This window comes from Flavobacterium swingsii (assembly GCF_900111965.1).
Lineage (GTDB): Bacteria > Bacteroidota > Bacteroidia > Flavobacteriales > Flavobacteriaceae > Flavobacterium > Flavobacterium swingsii.
The window spans coordinates 363,654-385,499 of record NZ_FOJT01000003.1 but is presented as its reverse complement, the minus strand read 5'-3'; the positions used below and the strand labels follow the sequence as shown (position 1 = coordinate 385,499).

Genomic DNA, 21,846 nt, shown 5'->3' with positions numbered 1-21,846 from the left:
ATTACTAATTTTTAGAACAATCCTTCTATTGAAAGATAACGTTCACCCGTATCGTAATTAAAGGTTAATACTACAGCATCATCAGGTAATGATGCTACTTTTTTTGCAACAGCCGCTAAAGATGCACCAGTAGAAATTCCTACTAATATTCCTTCTTCCTTTGCTATTCTTCTAGCAAATTCAAACGATTCGTCTTTGCTAACCTGTACCACCTCATCTATTAAATGTTTTTGAAGAATTGAAGGAACAAACCCAGCTCCAATTCCTTGTAACGGATGTGGTCCTGGTGTACCACCGCTTAATACTGGTGATAATTCTGGTTCGACAGCAATGACTTTTAGATTTGGAAATTTTGCTTTCAATACTTTTGCGACTCCTGTAATGTGTCCGCCAGTTCCCACTCCTGTAATGATATAATCTAAACCTTCTGGGAAATCTGAAATAATTTCCTGTGCCGTTGTTCGTTCATGAATTGCTACATTTGCAAGATTGTCAAACTGTTGTGGCGACCAAGCATTTGGAATTTGAGCAACCAATTCATTGGCTCTTTCAATTGCACCTTTCATTCCCTTTTCACGAGGAGTTAGTTCGAATTCGGCTCCGTAAATTTCCATTAACTTTCTTCTCTCGACACTCATTGATTCTGGCATTACCAGAATGACTTTATATCCTTTTACCGCTGCAACCAGAGCTAATCCAATTCCTGTATTTCCTGATGTTGGCTCTATAATTACAGTATTTTCATTAAGCAATCCTTTGCGTTCTGCATCTTCAATCATTGCCAATGCAATCCTGTCTTTGATACTGTTTCCAGGGTTGTTTTTTTCTAATTTAAGCCACACTTTTTTGTTCGATCCAAACAACTTATTAATTTGTACAACTGGTGTGTTTCCTATAGTTTCTAAAATATTATTTGCTTTCATCTTATTTTTTTTACATTGTTATTTTTTCATTCCTTAACCCTTCTAGGGTTTTAAACCCTAGAAGGGTTCTATTAATTTATATCATAAAGTTTAATGGCTCCGGAAAAGGATCTTTATTTTTTATGATAATTTCACTCTTGTGATATACTAATGATTTCGGCGGTATTGAATTTGTTATCCAAACATTTCCTCCTATGATTGATTCACTTCCAATAACTGTATTTCCTCCTAATATGGTTGCATTGGCATAAATAATGACATTGTTTTGAATCGTTGGATGTCGTTTTTCTTCGGCTTTATCTTTACTTACTGTTAAGGCGCCGAGTGTAACTCCTTGATAAATTTTAACATCATTCCCTATTATCGATGTTTCTCCAATTACGATTCCAGTCCCATGATCTATAAAAAATCGTTCTCCAATTTTTGCACTTGGATGAATGTCGATTCCAGTTTTGCTATGCACATATTCCGAAATCAAACGTGGTAAAACAGGCACATTGTTTTTCCAAAGCTGATGCGATAGTCTGTAAATGGCAATCGCAAAAAATCCGGGATAGGCAACCAAAACTTCACTGCGGGATTTAGCTGCTGGGTCAAAGTTGAAAACGGTTTCTAAATCGGCTTCAAGCCAATTGTGAATGGTTTCCAATTCTGCAAACAATTGTTTTACAATTTCTTGTGCTTTTTCAGTATCTGTAAGAACATTATCTATTAATTCGGTTAAATTAGATTGTAATTGTTTTTCTTTTTCTAGAAAGAAATCATAATCCGAATACTGCTCTCCTATTGAAAAAATCCAATAAAAAATTTCTTCTACCCAAGTTTCTGTTTTGACTTTATCAGGTAGTTTTTTGACTTTTGCATTATTCTTTTTATAAATTGGATGTATCATTTTTTATAGCTTTAAGTATTAGGCAATAGGCTTTAAGCCAGAAAAAGTAATGCTCCTACTGTGTTGTGTGTTGTTTCGTCAATTAAAATAGCATTTCCGCTTTTCGAATTATCTGTAAAAGCATCAAAAAACAATGGTTGGTTCGACTTTAGTGAAATTTGCCCAATGTCGTTCAGCCCAATTCCATTAGCTTTACTAAATTGCCATTCATTGCTGTCCCATTTTTTATCGATTGATTGAATTTTTACACGAACTTTTCTAAATCGGTGTTGCAAAATGTAAGTTTTCCCGATTTGCAACGCTGTGTTATCAAGCCAAGAAACCCACGTTTTTAAGTCATTAGAAGTGATTGGTAATTCATCGATTTTTACAATACTATCGCCTCGACTGATATCGATGTTTTCAGATAAATGCAAAACAACATTTTCTCCAGCTACTGCTTTTGTGATAGTTTGCTGGTGTTTTTCGATTTTTGAAATGGTAGTTTCTATTCCAGAAGGTAATATTTTCACTTTATCTCCTTCCTGATAACTTCCGCTCAAAACTTGTCCTGCATAACCTCTATAATCATGATTTTCTTCATCTTTTGGACGAATAACCCATTGCGCCTGAAAACGAGAAGCTAAATTTTCGCTTGACGGAACTTCAATATATTCGAGTGTTTCCAACAATGTATCTCCTTCAAACCAAGGCGTTTTAGTTGATTTATCTACAATATTATCTCCTTCGAGCGCACTAATTGGGATATAAACAATTTCATCAAAATTTAAATTAGATTTTAGATTTTCGAAATCTGCTTTTATAGCATCAAAAACTACCTCTGAATATTCTACCAAATCAATTTTGTTTACTGCAATTATGGCTTTTTTAATACCTATTAAAGAACCAATACTGGCATGTCTTTTGGTTTGGGTTGTAATTCCTTTTCTGGCATCGACCAAAATAATTATCAAATCAGAATTTGATGCTCCAGTAATCATGTTTCTGGTGTATTGCTCATGACCTGGTGCATCGGCGATAATAAATTTTCTGTTTTTGGTAGAAAAATATTTATACGCCACATCAATCGTAATTCCTTGTTCTCTTTCTGCTCGCAAACCATCGGTAATGAGTGACAAATCGATAGTTACTCCTTCTTGTTTGGTTTGTTTCTCCAATAATCCTAATTGATCGGTGTGAATGCTATCGGAATCGTACAGTAATCTTCCAATTAATGTGCTTTTTCCGTCATCTACATTTCCTGCGGTTATAAATCTTAGTGTGTTCATTTTTTCTTACTTTAGGCTTTATGTGCTAGGCATTAAGCATTTATATTAGTTCTCATTTTTTTCAGCATAAAGCATATTGCTTACTGCATAAAGCTTTTTTTTAAAAATATCCTTGTTTTTTTCTATCTTCCATCGCTGCTTCCGAGAGTTGGTCGTCTAATCGGGTCTGACCTCTTTCGCTTACTCTAGTTTGAATAATATCATCGATAATATCCTGAATTGTAGCAGCTGTGGAAGGAACTGCAGCCGTACAAGTCATATCTCCAACAGTTCTGTAACGTACTTTTTCATTTACAACAGTATCATCTTGTAAAGGCTGAATAAACTGAGAAGTTGCCACTAATTTGTCATGATGCACGATGCATTCTCTTTCGTGAGCAAAATATAAATTGGGTAATTCTATGTTGTATTTTTGAATGTAATTCCATACATCTAATTCAGTCCAATTGCTAATTGGAAACACGCGAACATTGTGCCCTTTCTGTACTTTGCCATTTAAAATATCCCATAATTCTGGACGTTGTAGTTTTGGATCCCATTGTCCAAAATCGTCACGAACAGAAAAAATTCGTTCTTTGGCTCTCGCTTTTTCCTCATCACGTCTAGCGCCTCCTATGCAAGCATCAAATTCATTATCCTGAATTGCATCTAGCAAAGCATAGGTTTGTAAAGCATTTCGTGATGGAAAACGACCAGATGTTTCTTTCAAATTGTATTTTTTGATACTCTCTTCAACCGAAGCAACGATTAGTTTTTCTCCTATTTGATTCGCCAAATAATCTCTAAAAGCAATAGCTTCAGGAAAATTATGACCCGTATCGATATGTACTAACGGAAAGGGAAACTTACCAGGACGAAATGCTTTTAATGCTAGATGTACTAGAACAATCGAATCTTTTCCTCCAGAAAACAACAAAGCTGGTTTCTCGAATTGCGCTGCCGTTTCTCGCAGTATATAAATTGCCTCGTCTTCTAATTGATTTAAATAATGTGTTGAATTGCTCATTTTTTTTATTTTTTTATTATCGTAAAATCTATTTATGTAACCCGCATTCTTTTTTAGACTGATCTTCCCACCACCAGCGACCGTCTCTGAAATCTTCACCTTCCTTAATGGCTCTAGTACAAGGTGCGCAACCTATACTTAGAAAATTTTTGTCATGAAGTGAGTTGTAAGGAACACCATTTTTGTTGATGTATTCTTTTACTTCACTTGTCGTCCAATGCAATAAAGGATTGTATTTATAAACCTGAAAATGCTCGTCCCATTCGATGATATTAAGTCCATTTCTATTATCCGATTGTTCGGCTCTTAATCCTGTTATCCAGATTTTTGCTCCCGAAAGTGCTCTGTTAAGCGGTTCGACTTTTCTGATATGACAACACGCTTTTCTTAGATTTACCGAAGTATAAAAAGGGTTAATTCCATTATTTTGAACATATTCTTCTATTTGACTTGTATTCGGATAATATGCTTTTATTGAAGCATTATATTGCTGTAATGTCTTGTCCCATAAAGCATAAGTTTCAGGAAAAAGTCTACCAGTATCTAAAGTAAAAACTTCAATGTTCTTTATTTTCTGACTAAAAATCGAATGTAATATTACTTGATCTTCAATGCCGAAGCTTGTCGAAAAAACTATTTTCTCACTGATTGCATCAGCTATCGATTTTAGATTTTTCTCAAGATTATTACCGTTTATAATATTTTTTAAAAAAGTATCGTCCATTATATTTTAGATTATAGTTATAAAAAAACCTCTTTGATGAAAGAGGTTTTCTGTTTGTATTAAATTATTAAAACAACAAAAACACCTCACCGTACTTTGCACATAGTAAGACAACACACCATCATTTTATTTGACATTAAGTTTTTCATTATTTTATTATTGATTTTGATTTAAATAAAAAAACCTCTGCGATTGGCAGAGGTTTGATTGTATATTTTAAAAATTTAAAATGATGCAATGCGGTGCTCTGCGGAATTTTCCGACATCATACAACACATATGGCACATAGTAAATTTCATTTCTTGTTTCTAATTTTATTTTGCAAATGTAGTTTTATTTTCTATACAAACAAATATTTTAGATTATTTTTCTAAATTTTATTATTAAAATTAATTTATGCAGATTATTTTACACTTAAAATTCGTATTTTTCAATATGTAATACCACATATTAAACTTTAATTAAATTTATTTTAATCAAAAAAAAAGGTAAGATTAATTTGCAATTCAAATTCGTTTCATACATTTGCAAACGAAAATCAAGAGGAAAAATTTGAACTGATTGCAACCTCGTTAAAAAAATGCTAAAGCAGAAATTCTCCTTTATCATTTCCCTTGCAATCCCATTTTTTTCTTCACTAAATTAATTTTAAATAATTATATTATGGCATATTTATTTACGTCAGAGTCAGTAAGTGAAGGACATCCAGACAAAATTGCAGATCAAATTAGTGATGCATTAATAGATAATTTTTTGGCTTTTGATGCCGAATCGAAAGTGGCTTGCGAAACATTAGTTACAACTGGACAAGTAATTCTTGCCGGTGAAGTAAAATCAAATACGTATCTTGACGTGCAAAACATTGCGAGAGAAGTGATTAGAAAAATTGGATACACGAAAAGCGAATACATGTTTGAAGCTAATTCTTGTGGAATTCTTTCGGCAATACATGAGCAATCAGCAGATATAAACCAAGGTGTAGACAGAGCTAGCAAAGAAGAACAAGGCGCTGGAGACCAAGGAATGATGTTTGGTTACGCAACTAACGAAACTGAAAACTACATGCCGTTAGCATTAGATTTATCACACGCTTTGTTGATTGAATTGGCTAACTTGAGAAGAGAAAACAACGAAATTAAATACCTTCGCCCAGACGCAAAATCGCAAGTAACTTTAGAATATTCTGACGATAACAAACCACAAAGGATTGATGCGATTGTAATTTCTACGCAACATGATGATTTTGATGAGGAAGCTACTATGTTGGCAAAAATTAAAACTGATTTAGTTGGTATTTTAATCCCTAGAATTAAAGCAAAATATCCGCAATATGCTCATTTGTTTAATGACCAAATTACGTATCACATAAACCCAACTGGAAAATTCGTAATTGGTGGGCCACACGGAGATACTGGACTTACTGGAAGAAAAATCATTGTTGATACTTACGGTGGAAAAGGAGCTCACGGTGGTGGTGCATTTTCTGGAAAAGACCCAAGTAAAGTAGATAGAAGTGCAGCTTATGCAACGCGTCATATCGCTAAAAACTTGGTTGCTGCAGGAATATGTGATGAAATTTTAGTTCAAGTTTCTTATGCTATTGGCGTGGCTAAACCAACATCGATAAACGTGGTTACTTACGGAACTAGCAAAGTGAATTTGACCGATGGTGAAATTAGCAAAAAAGTAGAAGCAATTTTTGATATGCGTCCTTACTTTATCGAGCAACGTTTGAAATTAAGAAATCCTATATATAGCGAAACTGCAGCTTACGGACACATGGGAAGAACTCCAAAAACTGTAACTAAAACATTTTCTGCTCCTGGTGGATTAACAAAAACTGTAGAAGTTGAATTGTTTACTTGGGAAAAATTAGATTTTGTAGATACAGTGAAAAGCGCTTTTGGATTGTAATTAATCAATTCCTTAGATATAAAAAAAACCTGACTGTTTAGTCAGGTTTTTTGTTTTTTAGCCCCGACAGAAGCGGCATCCTTTTTCTCGCTTCTTTAGCGAGGAAAAGATATAATGCATGGCGGGAATAGCTACAAATCGTACTTCAAACTGAATATTAAATATCTTGGTTGTACTTTATATTGTGAGGTTCTTGTAGAAAATTGAGAGAAACTATCATCGTTTAATGAGGTCGTGTTAAGCAAGTTTGTTCCTGAGATTTTATATTCTATTTTGGCTCCTTTTTTCTGATAAATTAGGCTTGCGGTTAAGAAATCATACTCGTTTTTGACCGTTTTTGTGTTGTTTGTATAGTTGTAAAATTCATATTCTGACACCAAAGAAAAAGCATCTAAGAAATAATAATCTAATTTTATTGATGGTGTTTTGGTGTAAAATTTCGTGTCTTGGTAATCATTTATCAAATAATTATACCCGAATTCGACATTAGGCATGTTTTTAAAATTAGTCGATGCTTTGATCGTATAATTTTGCGTCAAACTTTCGTTGGTTTGTGTCAAATTATTTTGAATATTATTGAATTTAGACCAACTTCCAGCCAAGGTTAACGATGCTTTGTAGTTTCGTAAAAACGAGCGTCCGTAATTTGCGGCTCCGCTTATAGATTCGTCAGCAAAATTAGAATTAATCGCTGTACTGACTTGGTTTATTCCTAAAAAGGTTGATGAATTTTTTACTGGATTTACTTTCTTAGAATAAGAAATATTGGCAAATATGTTTTCGAAATTAAACATATTGTATTTAAAAAATCTCAAGGTATGCGTGTGCGACAATGCGTTTTCTAGATCACGATTCCCTTTGAATAATGAGTTATAACTAGAAAATACATTTCCCGCAGCGAACTTATTTACATCAGTAAAATCAGTAGTTAAACCGTAATTATAGGTTAGCGTTTGCGATTTTTTTATTTGATACAATGCATATACATCGGGCAAAACTCTATAAAAATTATTTTTTAAATTGGTTCCCAATTGCGCATCATTTGTGTTGTATTTGTGAATCGAAAATCCTGGATTGAACGTAAATTTCCCTGTAAGAAACTTATAATGCAATCCTAAAAACACATCGTTGAAACTGTATTTTACATCATTTTTGTTTTCGCCAGAATTTATATTATTTGTCGTTCCGTCATCCAAAATCTGAAAAATATTTGAGTTGAATGATTGATAAGAATACGTATTTCCAAAAGTTATATTGATGTTGCTTTTTGGCGTAAGCATATAGTAATAATCTAATTTCGAATCGATTTTATTTGTTTTTATAAAACGATTTTGATTGATGCTATTTCTTGCTTCGCCCAAAACATAGTCGCTAAAATTGAATGGTTGATTTTCTAGATTTGCGTTATAAAATGGATTTTCGTTTTGATACAAATGTTGCATTTCTAACGCAAAAACATTCTTATCATTCTTGGTATAATACCCATTGAAATTCTGATTTAACGAAAATGGATTTTGCTTTTTATTAGTAATTATATCTTGATTATCGATAAAAATTGAGTTTGAATCAAAAACATCTTGGTTCGAATTATTGTTTTCATCTTGCTTGGATTGTTTTGCCAAAACATCATAATCTACCTGCAATTTAGCATTTGGTTTGTAGGTTCCGCTTAGTTTATACAAACCCAAATTGCTTTTTTGACGGGTAATTTCGTTTCTGTTTTCGGCGCTTTTTGTGGTTCCGTCCGTATTTAAAAAGTTGGTTTGGTTTTTTGTTTCTAAATCGGTTTCGGTAGCAGACAAAATTGCAAATCCTGAAATACTTAATGTTTTTATTGGATTGTAGGAGAAGTTTGTCGCTCCGAATTTGGTTTCAATTTCTTTTGCTCGGTTGTTTCTAAGCAACGAAATCCCTAAATCGTTTGATGAAACATTGAAGTTTGTTCCTCCTTTTTTCATCATGTTTTTGAAACCGCCTGTAAATTTGAAATAGTCTTGAACTGTAAACGGCAATTCGCCAATATTATTAAAATTTCCTAACAAGTTAATACTGTATTTCGGGCTGTAATAAAATAGTTTTGGGTTTACTTCATATCTACTTTCAGTATGACCAACTCCTATTCCTGCTGTCATATCGCCAAACCAGAAATTCTTTTTTCCCGATTTTAGCTTGATATTCATCGCCACATTGTCTTCGTTATTTTCAAGACCTTTTAACGCACCAACTTCGTTATAATTTCTTAAAACCTGCACTTTATCTATGGCATCGGCTGGAATATTTTTGACTCCTAATTTCGTATCTCCGTCAAAAAAATCTTTACCTTCCACCATTAGTTTTGAGACTTTTTTGCCTTCTACTTCTACTTCTCCATCTTTATTTACGGTAACTCCTGGTAGTTTTTTGAGTACATCTTCTAACTTGCGTTCGGTTCCTGTTTTGAAAGAATCGGCATTGTAAATAATAGTATCTCCTTTTATAGAAACTGGCATTTCTCGTACAATTTCGACTCCAGCTAATTCCGTCTCATCAGAATTTAAAGTGATTGTTTGCGAAATATCTTCCGCTTTTGTAGCAACGACAAGGCTTTTTGATTTTAACCCTAAATAGGAAAACTTTACATTATAATTCGCATTTGCTTTTAACGAAAGGTGAAATTTCCCTTTGTCATTGGTTATCGAATAGGAATCGACCGCTTTTGTAACTTGATTTACCGCCATGACATTTGCCATTTCGAGCGGCGCATTTGTGGTGTCTTTTACAATTCCTTGAAAAGTGATGCTTTGAGAAAAAGAAAATGTTGTTGCAAATAAAAGCAAAAACAATACTGTTTTTTTGAATTTCATAAGTTGTAACAAAATGTAATGTTGTTTTTAGGCATCTGTTGCAGCCCGACTTGAGCGGAAATCCTTTTGCGAGGAGGAACGACGAACAAAAGATTGGAAGCGGAAGGCGGAAAAGCTGCCCAAATAAATAGTAAGAATTATCTTCCCATTCTCATTTGCATACCGCCATTTCCGTTACGACCTTGACTTTGATTCATTTCTTTAAGCTCTTCCATTTTTTTAGTTACAATCTCATCATATTCTTTTTGTGTAACTACTTTTCCGTTTGTTGGCGCTTTTATTTCTTTTTTATCTTTTACATTCATCACAATTTTAGAACACAATAGGGTTGTTTTTCCTGCGCTTACTTCGAGAATTAAACCTGGCAAACCGAAATAATTTTCTGGGCCATTGCTTACTGGGATTTCTGGCGTGTACCAAGCTACAACCTCTATTTCTTTAGGGATTTCGCCATCGGACGCCATCAAACCTGTTGACTTTGGTTTTTCGGTCGCTTCTTTTTTGCCTTTATTTTCTTCTTGTTTTTTCATTCTGAAATTTCTAAAATCAGACTGACTTGCTTTTTGTTTTGCAGTAGCTTTGAAACACATATAACCACCAATCTCTTTAGTTTCCTGGCTCATTTTCCAATCTAATTTGGGTAAAGTATCTTGAATTAGAAATTCTTTACCCATCATTTCTTTATCGATAGTAAAAATTTTTTCTTTGATATTTTTGTATTGTGTCCCGCCGCCGCCCAAAAACGACGAAGTCATCATTCTCATATTTCCGCCACCTTGTGTTCCTGGCGCATCTAGTTTTTCTTCCTCTTTATATATAGAAGCATTTTTATCGAAATTAAGTACAAATGTTTTTTCGAACATGCTTTTCATTCTTTCTTCAAACATTTTTTGCATTTCAGGCGTAATGTCTTTGTTGCCTTCCATTCTAGACTTAAATTCGGCAGTGCTGGTTTTAGATTCATATACTGCCATGCCTTGAAAATCTTGTGCAAACGAGGTAAAACTTACTATTACTAAGGCGATTGTTATGATTATTTTGTTCATTTTTATGCTGTTTAATGTTTGTTTTACAAATATCACGAATGAAATCGTGTTTTGTTACTAATGATTTGTTAAATAAAAACAAGAGTTTTTTAAAAAATAAAAAGTTTAATTGTAATTTAGCATCAATGAAAAAAATCGTACTACTTATCGTTTTTCTTATCTCGTCCTTGGCTCATTGTCAATATATGGATCCTGTGGCTTCACAAATGGGTTCGGAGTTTATTAAAGCCGACCAATATATTGGTCAAGATGCTTTGGGTTATCAATACTTTTTAAAAAATTCGACTTTATTTAAACTTAAAAATGGAGAAAGTTATCAATATAAAAATATTTATTTAGGAAAAATTTCAAAAGTTGATATTCAGAATTCATTGAAAATCGTTGTGTTTTACGAAAGTTTTAATACCGTAGTAATTCTTGACAGCTTACTGAATGAAATTCAAAAAATAGATTTCTTAATAAACAAACAAAACATTATATCCAGCGCTGTTGGAATTTCTTCTCGCAACAATCTTTGGGTTTTTAATTCGGCAAATCAGCAAGTAGGATTGTATGATTATTTGAACAAAGAATATAAAACCATCTCGATTCCAATTACTGGAACTATCAAATATTACCAAACCAATGTTAATAATTTCTTTTGGATTGATGAGAATAACGATGCATATACTTGTAATGTTTTTGGCAAAATAATGAATTTAGGACATGTTCCAGATTTCGATTTGGTACAATTAGTTTCAAGTCTAAGTATTGTTTTTAAGAAAGATGGTGTACTGTATTATCACATTTTAAATGGTGACAAAAATATAGCCATCACTTTAGAAGAAAAAAGCTATATCAGTTTTTACTATGTAGACCAAAATTTATCTATTTTTACAGACGAAGGAATTACTAAATATCAAATTAATTTACCATAATGCACATAGCAATAGCAGGAAATATAGGCGCCGGGAAAACAACACTAACCAAACTTTTGGCAAAACATTTTAAATGGGAACCACATTTTGAAGATGTGGTAGACAATCCTTATTTAGATGATTTTTACCATCAGATGGAGCGTTGGTCGTTTAACCTTCAAATTTATTTCCTAAATAGTCGTTTTCGTCAAGTATTACAAATTCGACAAAGTGGTAAGAAAATCATTCAGGATAGAACTATTTATGAAGATGCGCATATTTTTGCACCTAATCTTCATGCAATGGGATTAATGACAAACCGAGATTTTCAAAATTACTCCTCACTTTTCGAACTGATGGAAGGTTTGGTTGGCCCACCAGATTTACTTATTTATTTAAGAAGTTCTATCCCCAATTTAGTTGGACAAATACACAAACGCGGCCGTGAGTACGAAAACTCTATTTCGATAGATTATTTGAGTCGTCTAAACGAACGTTACGAAGCTTGGGCAACCAGTTATACTAAAGGAAAATTATTAATTATTGATGTTGACAATGTAGATTTTGTAAACAATCCAGAAGATTTAGGCATGATTCTAAATAGAATCGATGCTGAGCTGAATGGTTTGTTTTAAAAAAAAATACTATAGATATAAAAAATGCCTCACAAATTGTGAGGCATTTTTTTTTTGTATAAACTAAAAGAATTATTTCTTTAAAGCATCAATTTTAGCTTGAACTTCTGCTTCTGTTCCTTCAAAAACTTGCGAAGTTGAAATCCCGTTTACAACAGTAGTAACATTTGCTTTTGTCTTACCATTTTCGGTAGATTTTTCAATCATTACTTGTTTAGAAATTTCTTGTTTTACTTCTCCTTTAAATTTTCCTGCTTCATCATAATGTGACATACATTCAGCTTTTTCTTCAGCAGTACAACCTTTTTCTTCGCACATTTTAGCGCATTCATCTTTGGTCATAGTTGCCATTTTAGTCATGTCGCATTTTGAAGCAGCACAAGATTTAATTTCAGTTTTAACTTCTGAAGCACAACAAGCAGATTTTGCAGAAGTTTCTGAATGACTCCCATTTCCTAAAATAGGTGCAATTACCAATCCAATTAAACAAGTCAATTTGATTAATATATTCATCGATGGTCCAGAAGTATCTTTAAATGGATCTCCAACAGTATCTCCAGTTACCGCAGCTTTGTGAGCATCAGAACCTTTATAAGTCATTTCACCGTTAATCATAACTCCAGCTTCGAAAGATTTTTTAGCATTATCCCAAGCGCCACCAGCATTGTTTTGAAAAATAGCCCAAAGTACACCAGAAACAGTAACTCCGGCCATATATCCACCTAACATTTCAGCAATTAATTGGTGATTGTCTCCATAAACTACCAATCCTAATAATACAATTGCAATTGGGAAACCAATTGTCATGATTCCAGGCAACATCATTTCACGTAAAGCTGCTTTTGTAGAAATATCGACACATTTTGCGTATTCTGGTTTTCCAGTTCCTTCCATAATTCCTGGAATTTCTTTAAACTGACGACGTACTTCATAAACCATATCCATCGCTGCTTTTCCAACAGAATTCATTGCCAATGCAGAGAAAACTACAGGAATCATTCCACCAACGAATAACATTGCTAAAACTGGTGCTTTGAAAATATTGATTCCGTCAATTCCTGTAAAAGTAACATACGCAGCGAATAATGCCAATGATGTTAATGCCGCCGAAGCAATTGCAAAACCTTTACCAGTTGCAGCAGTTGTGTTACCAACTGAATCTAAAATATCTGTTCTTGTACGAACTTCTTTTGGTAATTCGCTCATTTCGGCGATTCCACCAGCGTTATCAGAAATTGGTCCAAAAGCGTCAATTGCTAATTGCATTGCTGTAGTTGCCATCATTGCCGAAGCAGCTAAAGCCACACCATAAAATCCTGCCAAAGCATAAGAAGACCAAATGGCCGCTGCAAAGATTAAAACTGTTGGAAATGTAGAAATCATTCCTGTTGCCAATCCTGCAATTACGTTTGTTCCTGCTCCAGTTGAAGATTTTTGAACAATTGCCATTACTGGATTTGTACCTAATCCTGTATAGTATTCTGTTACTGAAGAAATTGCTCCACCAACTACCAATCCAACTAAAGTGGCATAAAACACCCTCATTGAAGAAATATCTTTCAATCCTTCACCAAAGAAGCTCATTTTCATAGTTTCTGGCAACATATATTGTACTAAGAAATAACAAGAAATAGCGGTTAAGATAATAGAAACCCAGTTTCCAATATTTAATGCTTTTTGTACTTGTGCTTCTTTTGCATTGTCATCTGATATTTTTACAATCATTGTTCCGATGATAGAAAATAAAATTCCAAAACCTGCAATTGACATCGGTAATAAAATTGGTCCGATTCCACCAAAAGCATCCATAATTTTTCCACCAATTTGGTCTTTAATAATATAATTACCCAAAACCATCGCTGCTAAAACTGTTGCTACATAAGAACCAAATAAATCGGCACCCATTCCGGCAACGTCACCTACATTATCTCCAACATTATCTGCAATTGTAGCAGGATTTCTTGGATCATCTTCTGGAATTCCAGCTTCAACTTTACCAACTAAATCAGCACCAACATCGGCAGCTTTAGTATAAATACCTCCACCAACACGAGCAAATAATGCGATAGATTCCGCTCCAAGAGAGAAACCAGCTAGTGTTTCCAAAACAATCGTCATGTCTTCAGTAGATGTCCAAACCCCGTTCATAAAGAAGTGGAAAAAGAAAATAAAGAAAGATGTTAAACCCAAAACGGCTAAACCAGCAACTCCCAATCCCATTACGGTTCCACCACCAAAAGAAACTTTTAAGGCTTGGGGTAAACTCGTACGAGCAGCTTGTGTTGTCCTAACATTGGTTTTTGTAGCGATTTTCATTCCCATATTTCCTGCTAAAGCTGAAAAGAAAGCTCCAAAAACAAAAGCAACTACTATAAATAAATGTGTATGTACTCCTGGAATAAAAGTAATTCCCGCTAAAACGATACTTGCAAGAACTACAAATATGGCTAATAATCGGTATTCTGCTTTTAGGAAAGCCAATGCACCTTCGTAGATGTAATCTGAAATTTCTTTCATTTTCCCATCCCCAGCATCTTGTTTTAATACCCAACTTCTTTTGATTGCCATAAAAATCAATCCGATGATTGCCATAATTATTGGCACATAAATCATTATTGTATTCATAAAATTATTATTGGTTAGTAATTTAGTTTTGGTAAATTTAACAAAAACAAACAAAAAAGCAACATTCTTTACAAAATGTTGCTTTTTAAATTTATTTATTTTAAAAACTTAGTACTTTATTACTTTACTTGTTTTAATTCCTTGGTTAGAACTTACTTTAAACAAATATATTCCAGAAGATAAATTATCAATATTAATTGTATTTGAGTTATTACTTAATTTTTGAGTAAATAACACTCGACCGTTACTATCCGAAACCTCCACATTTGTATGGTCTAAATCTTGAAAATCAATAAGAACATTATTTGTTGCAGGATTTGGATAAATTTTTATTTTAGAATTTAATTCAAAATCATTTGTACTCAATACTGGAGCACTAACTTGAATAGAATTAATACTATGATTAGTGTGTGATTGATTGCCAGCATATCCTCCAGCAGAAATATAAAACCGAACTTCATCTACATCGTTAAAAGCTGTATTTAATGTTATGGCCATTGGAGCATAAACTCCACCATCATAAGCTTGAAAAGTAGTTGAAGCTACTTCAATATTATTTTTATACCCTTTTACAGTAATTATAGTTGAAGATGTTTCTCCCCAATTGTAATAAACAAACTGATTAAGTTTAAATTCACTTCCGCTTACAGATTTAATAAGCATTCCTTTTGAACCTATTGAAGGTCCTCCATCATTTCTAGTTAATCCAGAAAAAGAACTATTACTACTTGCTAAAAAACCATTATTTTCCCAAGATAACTGATTTAGGAATGTTCCATTTACATCTGAAATATTATAAATTTGAATGTCAATATCTGAAATATTTACAGATCCGCCATCGCCATCACTAGCAATATTATCTGAGGATATACCAGTATTGTTTGTAAATGTCAAGATTGGAGCCGAACTGAGAGTTTGAGCTGAAGCAAATTCAAAACTAAAAATTGCTGCTATAAGTAAAAAGTATTTTTTTGTCATAAAAAAAGGCATTAGATTAATTTATACAAATCTAATGCCTTTTGTTATAAAAATCCCTAAATCATAGAGATTTATTGCTTCTTTATTTGATACTAAACAATCCTTCTGGCTTGTTTTCGATAGCTTCAAAACGCTCTACACATTGTCTGATAATTTCTCTTGCTTCTTTTACATCTCCCCAACCTTCTACATCAACCTTCTTGTTTTCGAGATCTTTGTAAACTTGGAAAAAGTGTTCGATTTCTTTTAATAAATGTCCGTTTATGTCAGACAAATCGTTTAATGTATTCCAAATTGGGTCAGAAACTGGTACACAAATTATTTTTTCGTCTGGTCCTTTGTCGTCTGCCATGTGGAAAACACCAATAGGTTTTACTTCGATTACACAACCAGGAAATGTAGGTTTTGTTACCAATACCAATACATCTAATGGATCACCGTCTAAAGCTAGTGTTTCTGGAATAAAACCGTAATCTGCTGGATACATCATAGATGAGAACAACATACGGTCGAAACGCATTCTTTTTAAATCGAAATCGTATTCGTATTTGTTTCTACTTCCTCTTGGGATTTCGACTAAAACGTCGAAAGTTTGTACTTTATCTGCTGTCATTTTCTTTTTTTTGAGGGTGCAAAAGTAATAAAAAGTTAGAAATTAAAAGTTAGAAATTAGTGATTTTTTCTCTAAAAATAATTTTAATACTGATAAGTGATTTTTCGATTGCGTTTTTGCAGATAATGATGCCAAAGTAAAAACGTTGCCATAGAACGATACGGAGCCCAATTTTGGGCATAAATTTCCATTTCTTGCTTGTCCTGAATATCTAATAATTCCTTTATTGTATTAACCACCGCAACATCACCCAATGGAATAATATCTTTTTCTTGCAAAGAAAACATTAAATACACATCGATCGTCCAGTTGCCAATACCTTTTATTTTGATGAGTTCTTCTCGGACTTCTTGTGCTGTTTTGTTAGGCAAACTTTCTAAAATAATTTGTTTGTCTAGAATGGCTTCCGAAAGGCATTTGATGTATTTTGTTTTTTGTCGGCTTACTCCACACTTCCTATATTCTTCGTCAGGAAGTGACAATAAGTTTTTGGGTTGAAAATCTTGAACTTTGTTTCTTAATTTTAAATAAGTTGCTTTTGCCGAATCGATAGAAACTTGTTGCTCAAGAATTAGCAATGCCAATGTTTCAAATCCTTGTGGTCGTGAAGGAATTACTGGAATTCCGTATTGCTCGATTATGGTTTTGAAAATCGTGTCTTTTTCTGATAGATAATTGATGGCTTGTTGCATAATTAATTCAGCCTTTTTTAAATTTTAAATATTTGAACCATATAAGACTGTAAAGTCATTTTAAGTTTTAGCTCTTTAATGTTGAATTTTGAACTATGTTCTTTTGAATGACAATCTTGATAATAGCCCAGATAGTAGCGATATCCTTTTTCTTGCTCCTTTAGCAAGGAAAAGATATAGCGCATAGCTGGAAATAGCTCCTAGAAATAAAACCCGAAAGAACCTTTTACGGTGAATCTTTTGGCTTCTGGAAGTTCTAAATAACTACCTCGCCATGCAAAATCGATACGGAAACATTTGAAAATATTCCCTATTCCCGCGTGGTATTCCCAGTAGCCATTTGTTGGTGCTTGGTAATTTAATCCAGAAGCGTTTATGGCTCTGTTCTCATCGGAAACGTTTCCGTAAACTGCCTTTACACCTACGATTTCTCTCCAATTTAGTTTTTTCATAAATGGAATTCTTGAGAAAATTCGACCATTGAAATGTTGTTCTAAATGTAATGAGGCGTATTGGTCGGTTACAAATTCATAATAATTCATTAGATTATACGTGTTGTCTATCACGAAATACGACTGATTTCCTGGCACTACGGCTAGCAATCCTAAAGGTACTTCGCCAAATACTTTTCCTACTTCGACTGTAGAGAACAATCGTCCCATTCCGCCCATATATATTGGTTGGCGGTAATATAATTGCAGTTTTTGGTACTCGAAATCGCTGTTAAAAACGCCTTTGAAACCTTGACTATAATTTACAAATACTCGCGAATAATTGTTGTCTACTTCTAATCGTTCGACCCCATAACCTACTGTTTTTCTACCAGGTGTAAAGTCCGCTCCTATTGTGATTTCGGCTTGCCTTACATCGGATTTTATAGTTCCTGTTGGGTTAGAAACGCTTGGCAAATCTGTGTAATAATCTAAACTAAATGTTGGCGATGCCGATTCTAAAGTTCGGAACGAAAACCCTGTTTGGAAGATTAAATCTTTTACGGGTTCAATCTCAGCAGCAAAAGAGCTTAAATTTACATTGGTTAATTTGCTATTATCTCCACTTGCAAAAAATGATGAGGAAGCAAAACTACGTCCCAAAACATCGTTTGAAGTGGTTAAACTTACACCTATTTGCTCTACATCACGACGGTTTCCTCCAGAAAGTATGATTCGATTTTTCTTATCGACCATCCATTTTCCTGAAACTCCATATTTGAATTTATTATCTTTAAATCCGTAAGCCGTATAAGCCTGAATTCTCCAAGGATCGTTTGTATTAAAGTAAGTTCTTCCTCCTACTCTAAGTCTTTGACCTTCGACATCATTGTACCCAAATATGGAAAATATTGGTCCATAATCGATAATTCCTTTGTTTATATAACCGCTTCCAAGTATAGAAACTATATTATACAATTGCTTGAATTTTTTGACAGTTTTTAGCGTATCGAGCATTTTGTAAACTCCAGCTTCGTCTTTATTTAAAGTTTCTGCTCGATTTTCTTGCCAATACTCATCGGACTTTGTATAAACTGATTGATCATAATTATTTACATCGTCTTTGTAAAACTTGTCTGGTTTTACTTCGTTAAATTTATGATCGCTGTATAAAGTGGTTCTTTTTCCGTAAACACCTTTCGATTTTTCTTTTTTGTTTAAAGCAAAATCTGACATCATGTGATCTCGTTTTAGAAGAAAAACAGAATCATTTAGCACATCAAATTCTTGTTCGATGTAAATATCTTTTACCCAGTTTATATTGGCACTTTTTGAAGCAGTAAGGTTTATTTTCTTGATGGCAAATGTGGTGTCATTTACCCAGAAATCTCCTTTGAAAGTCAGTTCATTTTTTCTGCGTGGATAAAACACAATATTATAACACCATTTTTTATCTATAAATGTACTGTCGCTTAACACGTAACTATATGTATTAATTCCCGTTTTAGACAACGGACTCACAAAATTCTTATCGAAGAAGTTTAGATAATTATCATAAATATCATATTCTGAATACAAATCTTTTATAAAAGTATCAACTCCATTTCCTTCGCCAATTCCTGAATTTTTGTTGGCTTTTAAAATTTCTTTTGTTTTCCCATTTGTGTTATCTCCATAAACTTCCGATAATGATTCGTTTATAAAAATGGGCAAGTATGTTTTTCCTGTTACTTTTGAAGTATCTATTTGTTTGAAAATAAATTCCAATCCTTTGAAAACCCTATTTTTCATGAAAGCAGAATCGATAGTATTCATATCAAACTCTACTTTTTCATATTTATTCATTTGATATTGGTTAAACTGATGCAAACCGTTCTTACGCTTGCGTTCCCAAATTTTTCGAAGAATATCAAGTGCCGGATTGTTCTTTTTAGAGGTTTTTCCTGAAAATATTTTAACTTCATCTAACGTATTTGCTCCCGAAAAATAAATTTTCATGTCATAATTTACCGCTTTGGTAAGAACAATATCTTTGTTTTGAAAACCTACATAAGACACTGATAATATTTTTCTATCAGAATCAGATTCTAAATAAAACCTTCCGTTTTCGTCGGACGTGACACATTCTCTAGTTCCTTTGAAACATAAATTTGCATAAGGAACTGTTGCATTGGTATCGTCATAAATGACACCACTCACTTTAGTTTGTGCAATGTTACTTATTGAAAGTAAAAAACCGAAGATTATAAATATTTTTTTCATACACATTTCAAATAAAAAACTTCATCAATTAATGATGAAGTTTCAAATATAGTTTTTTTTTAGATTGTTAGACAATTAGACTACTTAGATTGTTAGACTTTGTGTAATCTAAGAAGTCTAATTGTCTAACAATCTAATCCAGTCTATTTATACATTACTTTTTTAACCGCTTTTATAACATCTTGTGCATTAGGCAACCATTCTTTTAGTAAAGTTGGTGAATATGGCGCAGGTGTATCGGCAGTAGTGATTCTTTGTATTGGCGCATCAAGAAAATCGAAAGCACGTTCTTGTACGATATAAGTAATTTCTGAAGCTACAGAAGCAAAAGGCCACGCTTCTTCAAGAACTACTAATCTATTTGTTTTTTTAACAGAAGTTAAAATAGTTTCATAATCCATTGGACGAACAGTACGCAAATCGATAATTTCGCATGAAATTCCTTCTTTTTCTAATTCGTCAGCAGCGTGATGCGCTTCTTTGATGATTTTACCAAAAGACACAATCGTTACATCAGTTCCTGCACGTTTAATATCGGCAACACCAAGTGGAATAATATAATCTCCTTCTGGTACTTCTCCTTTGTCACCGTACATTTGCTCTGATTCCATAAAAATCACAGGATCATTATCACGAATAGCCGCTTTTAGCAAACCTTTTGCATCATAAACAGTACTAGGCACAACAACTTTTAGCCCTGGTGTATTAGCAAACCAGTTTTCGAAAGCTTGCGAGTGTGTCGCTCCCAATTGTCCCGCCGAAGCAGTTGGCCCACGAAAAACCATTGGCATTGGGAATTGCCCTGCACTCATTTGACGCATTTTTGCTGCATTATTGATAATCTGATCGATACCAACTAGCGAGAAATTGAAAGTCATATACTCAACAATAGGACGACAACCGTTCATAGCTGAACCTACTGCAATACCTGCAAAACCAAGCTCTGCAATTGGTGTATCGATGACTCTTTTTGCTCCAAATTCGTCTAACATTCCTTTCGAAGCTTTGTATGCACCGTTATATTCGGCAACTTCTTCACCCATTAAGTAAACTGATTCGTCGCGACGCATTTCTTCGCTCATGGCTTCACAAATGGCTTCTCTAAATTGTATCGTTCTCATATATTTTGATGTATATCTGTAAAATTGAACAGCAAAAGTAAAAATTAAAAATCATATAAAAGCATAATTATGTATTGATACTTCAATTTATTGAAATAATCATTTCGAAAATGAAATAGTTTTAATAAAATATTATGCATGCATAGTATTTTATTTAAAATAAATATCTTATTTTTGTGTTTCAATTTAAGATAAAGAACATGAAAATATTAGTTTGCATCAGCCACGTTCCTGATACTACTTCAAAAATTAATTTTACCAATGGTGATTCAGAATTTGACACCAATGGGGTACAATTTGTAATTAACCCAAATGATGAATTTGGTTTAACAAGAGCCATCTGGTTTCAAGAACAACAAGGTGCAAACGTAACTGTTGTAAATGTTGGTGGTCCAGATACTGAGCCTACTTTAAGAAAAGCATTAGCTATTGGTGCAAACGAAGCGATTCGTATTAATGCCAATCCAACTGATGGTTTTTTTGTAGCAAAACAATTAGCTGAAGTCATAAAAACTGGTGGTTACGACCTTGTTATTGCAGGTAGAGAATCATTAGATTATAATGGCGGTATGGTTCCAGGGATGATTGCTGGAATATTAGGCATGAATTTTGTAAATTCTTGTACCGAACTTACTATCGATGGAAATAATGCAAAAGCATCTCGCGAAATCGATGGTGGAAAAGAAATCGTTGCAACCACTTTACCATTAATAGTTGGTGGTCAAAAAGGATTGGTAGAAGAAAAAGATTTGCGTATTCCTAACATGAGAGGAATTATGACTGCCAGAACTAAAGCATTAACAATTCTTGAACCTATTAGTGCAGCATCAGAAACTAAAGCAGTCAAGTTTGAAAAGCCTGCCGAAAAATCAGCTGTAAAGTTAATAAGTCCTGACAATTTAGACGAATTAATCAACTTATTACACAACGAAGCAAAGGTGATTTAAGGTTGTTGATTCATTTCAAAAATCTAAAAT

17 protein-coding genes are annotated in these 21,846 nt (G+C 33.4%); 4 read left to right on the top strand and 13 right to left on the bottom strand.

The window, feature by feature from the left end; translation table 11 throughout:
- Positions 1-11: 11 nt before the first annotated feature.
- The 5 genes from cysK to BM053_RS06875 all read right to left on the bottom strand — a co-directional run bounded on the left by cysK (position 12) and on the right by BM053_RS06875 (position 4,813).
- On the bottom strand, positions 12-923 hold the full coding sequence (gene cysK, locus BM053_RS06895) for a cysteine synthase A (RefSeq protein ID WP_091475485.1): 912 nt from the start codon (positions 921-923) through the stop codon (positions 12-14).
- Between the two features lie 76 nt (positions 924-999).
- Positions 1,000-1,815 carry a serine O-acetyltransferase EpsC gene (gene epsC / locus BM053_RS06890; RefSeq protein ID WP_091475482.1) on the bottom strand — a complete coding sequence of 272 codons (816 nt, stop codon included), beginning with the start codon at positions 1,813-1,815 and terminating at the stop codon, positions 1,000-1,002.
- 32 nt (positions 1,816-1,847) lie between these two features.
- A complete protein-coding gene (locus BM053_RS06885) occupies positions 1,848-3,083 on the bottom strand; it encodes a sulfate adenylyltransferase subunit 1 (RefSeq protein ID WP_091475480.1) in 1,236 nt (411 codons plus the stop codon).
- A 100-nt stretch (positions 3,084-3,183) separates the two neighbouring features.
- Positions 3,184-4,089, bottom strand: coding sequence for a sulfate adenylyltransferase subunit CysD (cysD, locus tag BM053_RS06880; RefSeq protein ID WP_091475477.1), 906 nt, complete (start codon positions 4,087-4,089; stop codon positions 3,184-3,186).
- A gap of 28 nt (positions 4,090-4,117) precedes the next feature.
- Positions 4,118-4,813 (bottom strand): phosphoadenylyl-sulfate reductase, encoded by a 696-nt coding sequence (locus BM053_RS06875; RefSeq protein ID WP_091475474.1) that lies wholly within the window; start codon positions 4,811-4,813, stop codon positions 4,118-4,120.
- 663 nt (positions 4,814-5,476) lie between these two features.
- Here BM053_RS06875 and metK point away from each other — a divergent pair.
- Positions 5,477-6,727 carry a methionine adenosyltransferase gene (metK, locus tag BM053_RS06870; protein ID WP_091475472.1) on the top strand — a complete coding sequence of 417 codons (1,251 nt, stop codon included), beginning with the start codon at positions 5,477-5,479 and terminating at the stop codon, positions 6,725-6,727.
- Between the two features lie 131 nt (positions 6,728-6,858).
- On the opposite strand, the gene BM053_RS06865 is transcribed toward metK, so the two are convergent.
- Positions 6,859-9,570: a carboxypeptidase regulatory-like domain-containing protein gene (locus BM053_RS06865; protein WP_091475470.1), complete on the bottom strand. Its 2,712-nt coding sequence runs from the start codon at positions 9,568-9,570 to the stop codon at positions 6,859-6,861.
- A 137-nt stretch (positions 9,571-9,707) separates the two neighbouring features.
- On the bottom strand, positions 9,708-10,616 hold the full coding sequence (locus BM053_RS06860; RefSeq protein WP_091475468.1) for a GLPGLI family protein: 909 nt from the start codon (positions 10,614-10,616) through the stop codon (positions 9,708-9,710).
- Between the two features lie 125 nt (positions 10,617-10,741).
- Here BM053_RS06860 and BM053_RS06855 point away from each other — a divergent pair, with 125 nt between their 5' ends.
- Positions 10,742-11,533, top strand: a complete 792-nt coding sequence (locus BM053_RS06855; protein ID WP_091475647.1) for a hypothetical protein — start codon at positions 10,742-10,744, stop codon at positions 11,531-11,533.
- The gene (locus BM053_RS06850) at positions 11,533-12,147 is read left to right on the top strand and encodes a deoxynucleoside kinase (protein ID WP_091475466.1); all 615 of its coding nucleotides are present in this window, start codon (positions 11,533-11,535) and stop codon (positions 12,145-12,147) included. The genes BM053_RS06855 and BM053_RS06850 overlap by 1 nt, the downstream gene beginning before the upstream one ends.
- A gap of 72 nt (positions 12,148-12,219) precedes the next feature.
- Here the strand turns inward: BM053_RS06850 and BM053_RS06845 are convergent, their stop codons facing one another.
- From BM053_RS06845 to BM053_RS06820, 6 genes are all read right to left on the bottom strand, one after another.
- Positions 12,220-14,772: a sodium-translocating pyrophosphatase gene (locus BM053_RS06845; protein WP_091475645.1), complete on the bottom strand. Its 2,553-nt coding sequence runs from the start codon at positions 14,770-14,772 to the stop codon at positions 12,220-12,222.
- Positions 14,773-14,880: 108 nt separating this feature from the next.
- A complete protein-coding gene (locus tag BM053_RS06840; RefSeq protein ID WP_167357313.1) occupies positions 14,881-15,750 on the bottom strand; it encodes a T9SS type A sorting domain-containing protein in 870 nt (289 codons plus the stop codon).
- An 82-nt stretch (positions 15,751-15,832) separates the two neighbouring features.
- Positions 15,833-16,363 (bottom strand): inorganic diphosphatase, encoded by a 531-nt coding sequence (locus tag BM053_RS06835; protein WP_091475461.1) that lies wholly within the window; start codon positions 16,361-16,363, stop codon positions 15,833-15,835.
- Positions 16,364-16,446: 83 nt separating this feature from the next.
- Positions 16,447-17,055: a DNA-3-methyladenine glycosylase family protein gene (locus tag BM053_RS06830; protein WP_091475459.1), complete on the bottom strand. Its 609-nt coding sequence runs from the start codon at positions 17,053-17,055 to the stop codon at positions 16,447-16,449.
- A 200-nt stretch (positions 17,056-17,255) separates the two neighbouring features.
- On the bottom strand, positions 17,256-19,748 hold the full coding sequence (locus tag BM053_RS06825; protein ID WP_091475456.1) for a DUF5686 family protein: 2,493 nt from the start codon (positions 19,746-19,748) through the stop codon (positions 17,256-17,258).
- 143 nt (positions 19,749-19,891) lie between these two features.
- A complete protein-coding gene (locus BM053_RS06820; protein WP_091475453.1) occupies positions 19,892-20,869 on the bottom strand; it encodes a pyruvate dehydrogenase complex E1 component subunit beta in 978 nt (325 codons plus the stop codon).
- A 200-nt stretch (positions 20,870-21,069) separates the two neighbouring features.
- Between BM053_RS06820 and BM053_RS06815 the strand changes: the two genes are divergently transcribed.
- Positions 21,070-21,816, top strand: coding sequence for an electron transfer flavoprotein subunit beta/FixA family protein (locus BM053_RS06815; protein ID WP_091475451.1), 747 nt, complete (start codon positions 21,070-21,072; stop codon positions 21,814-21,816).
- The last annotated feature ends 30 nt before the right edge of the window (positions 21,817-21,846 follow it).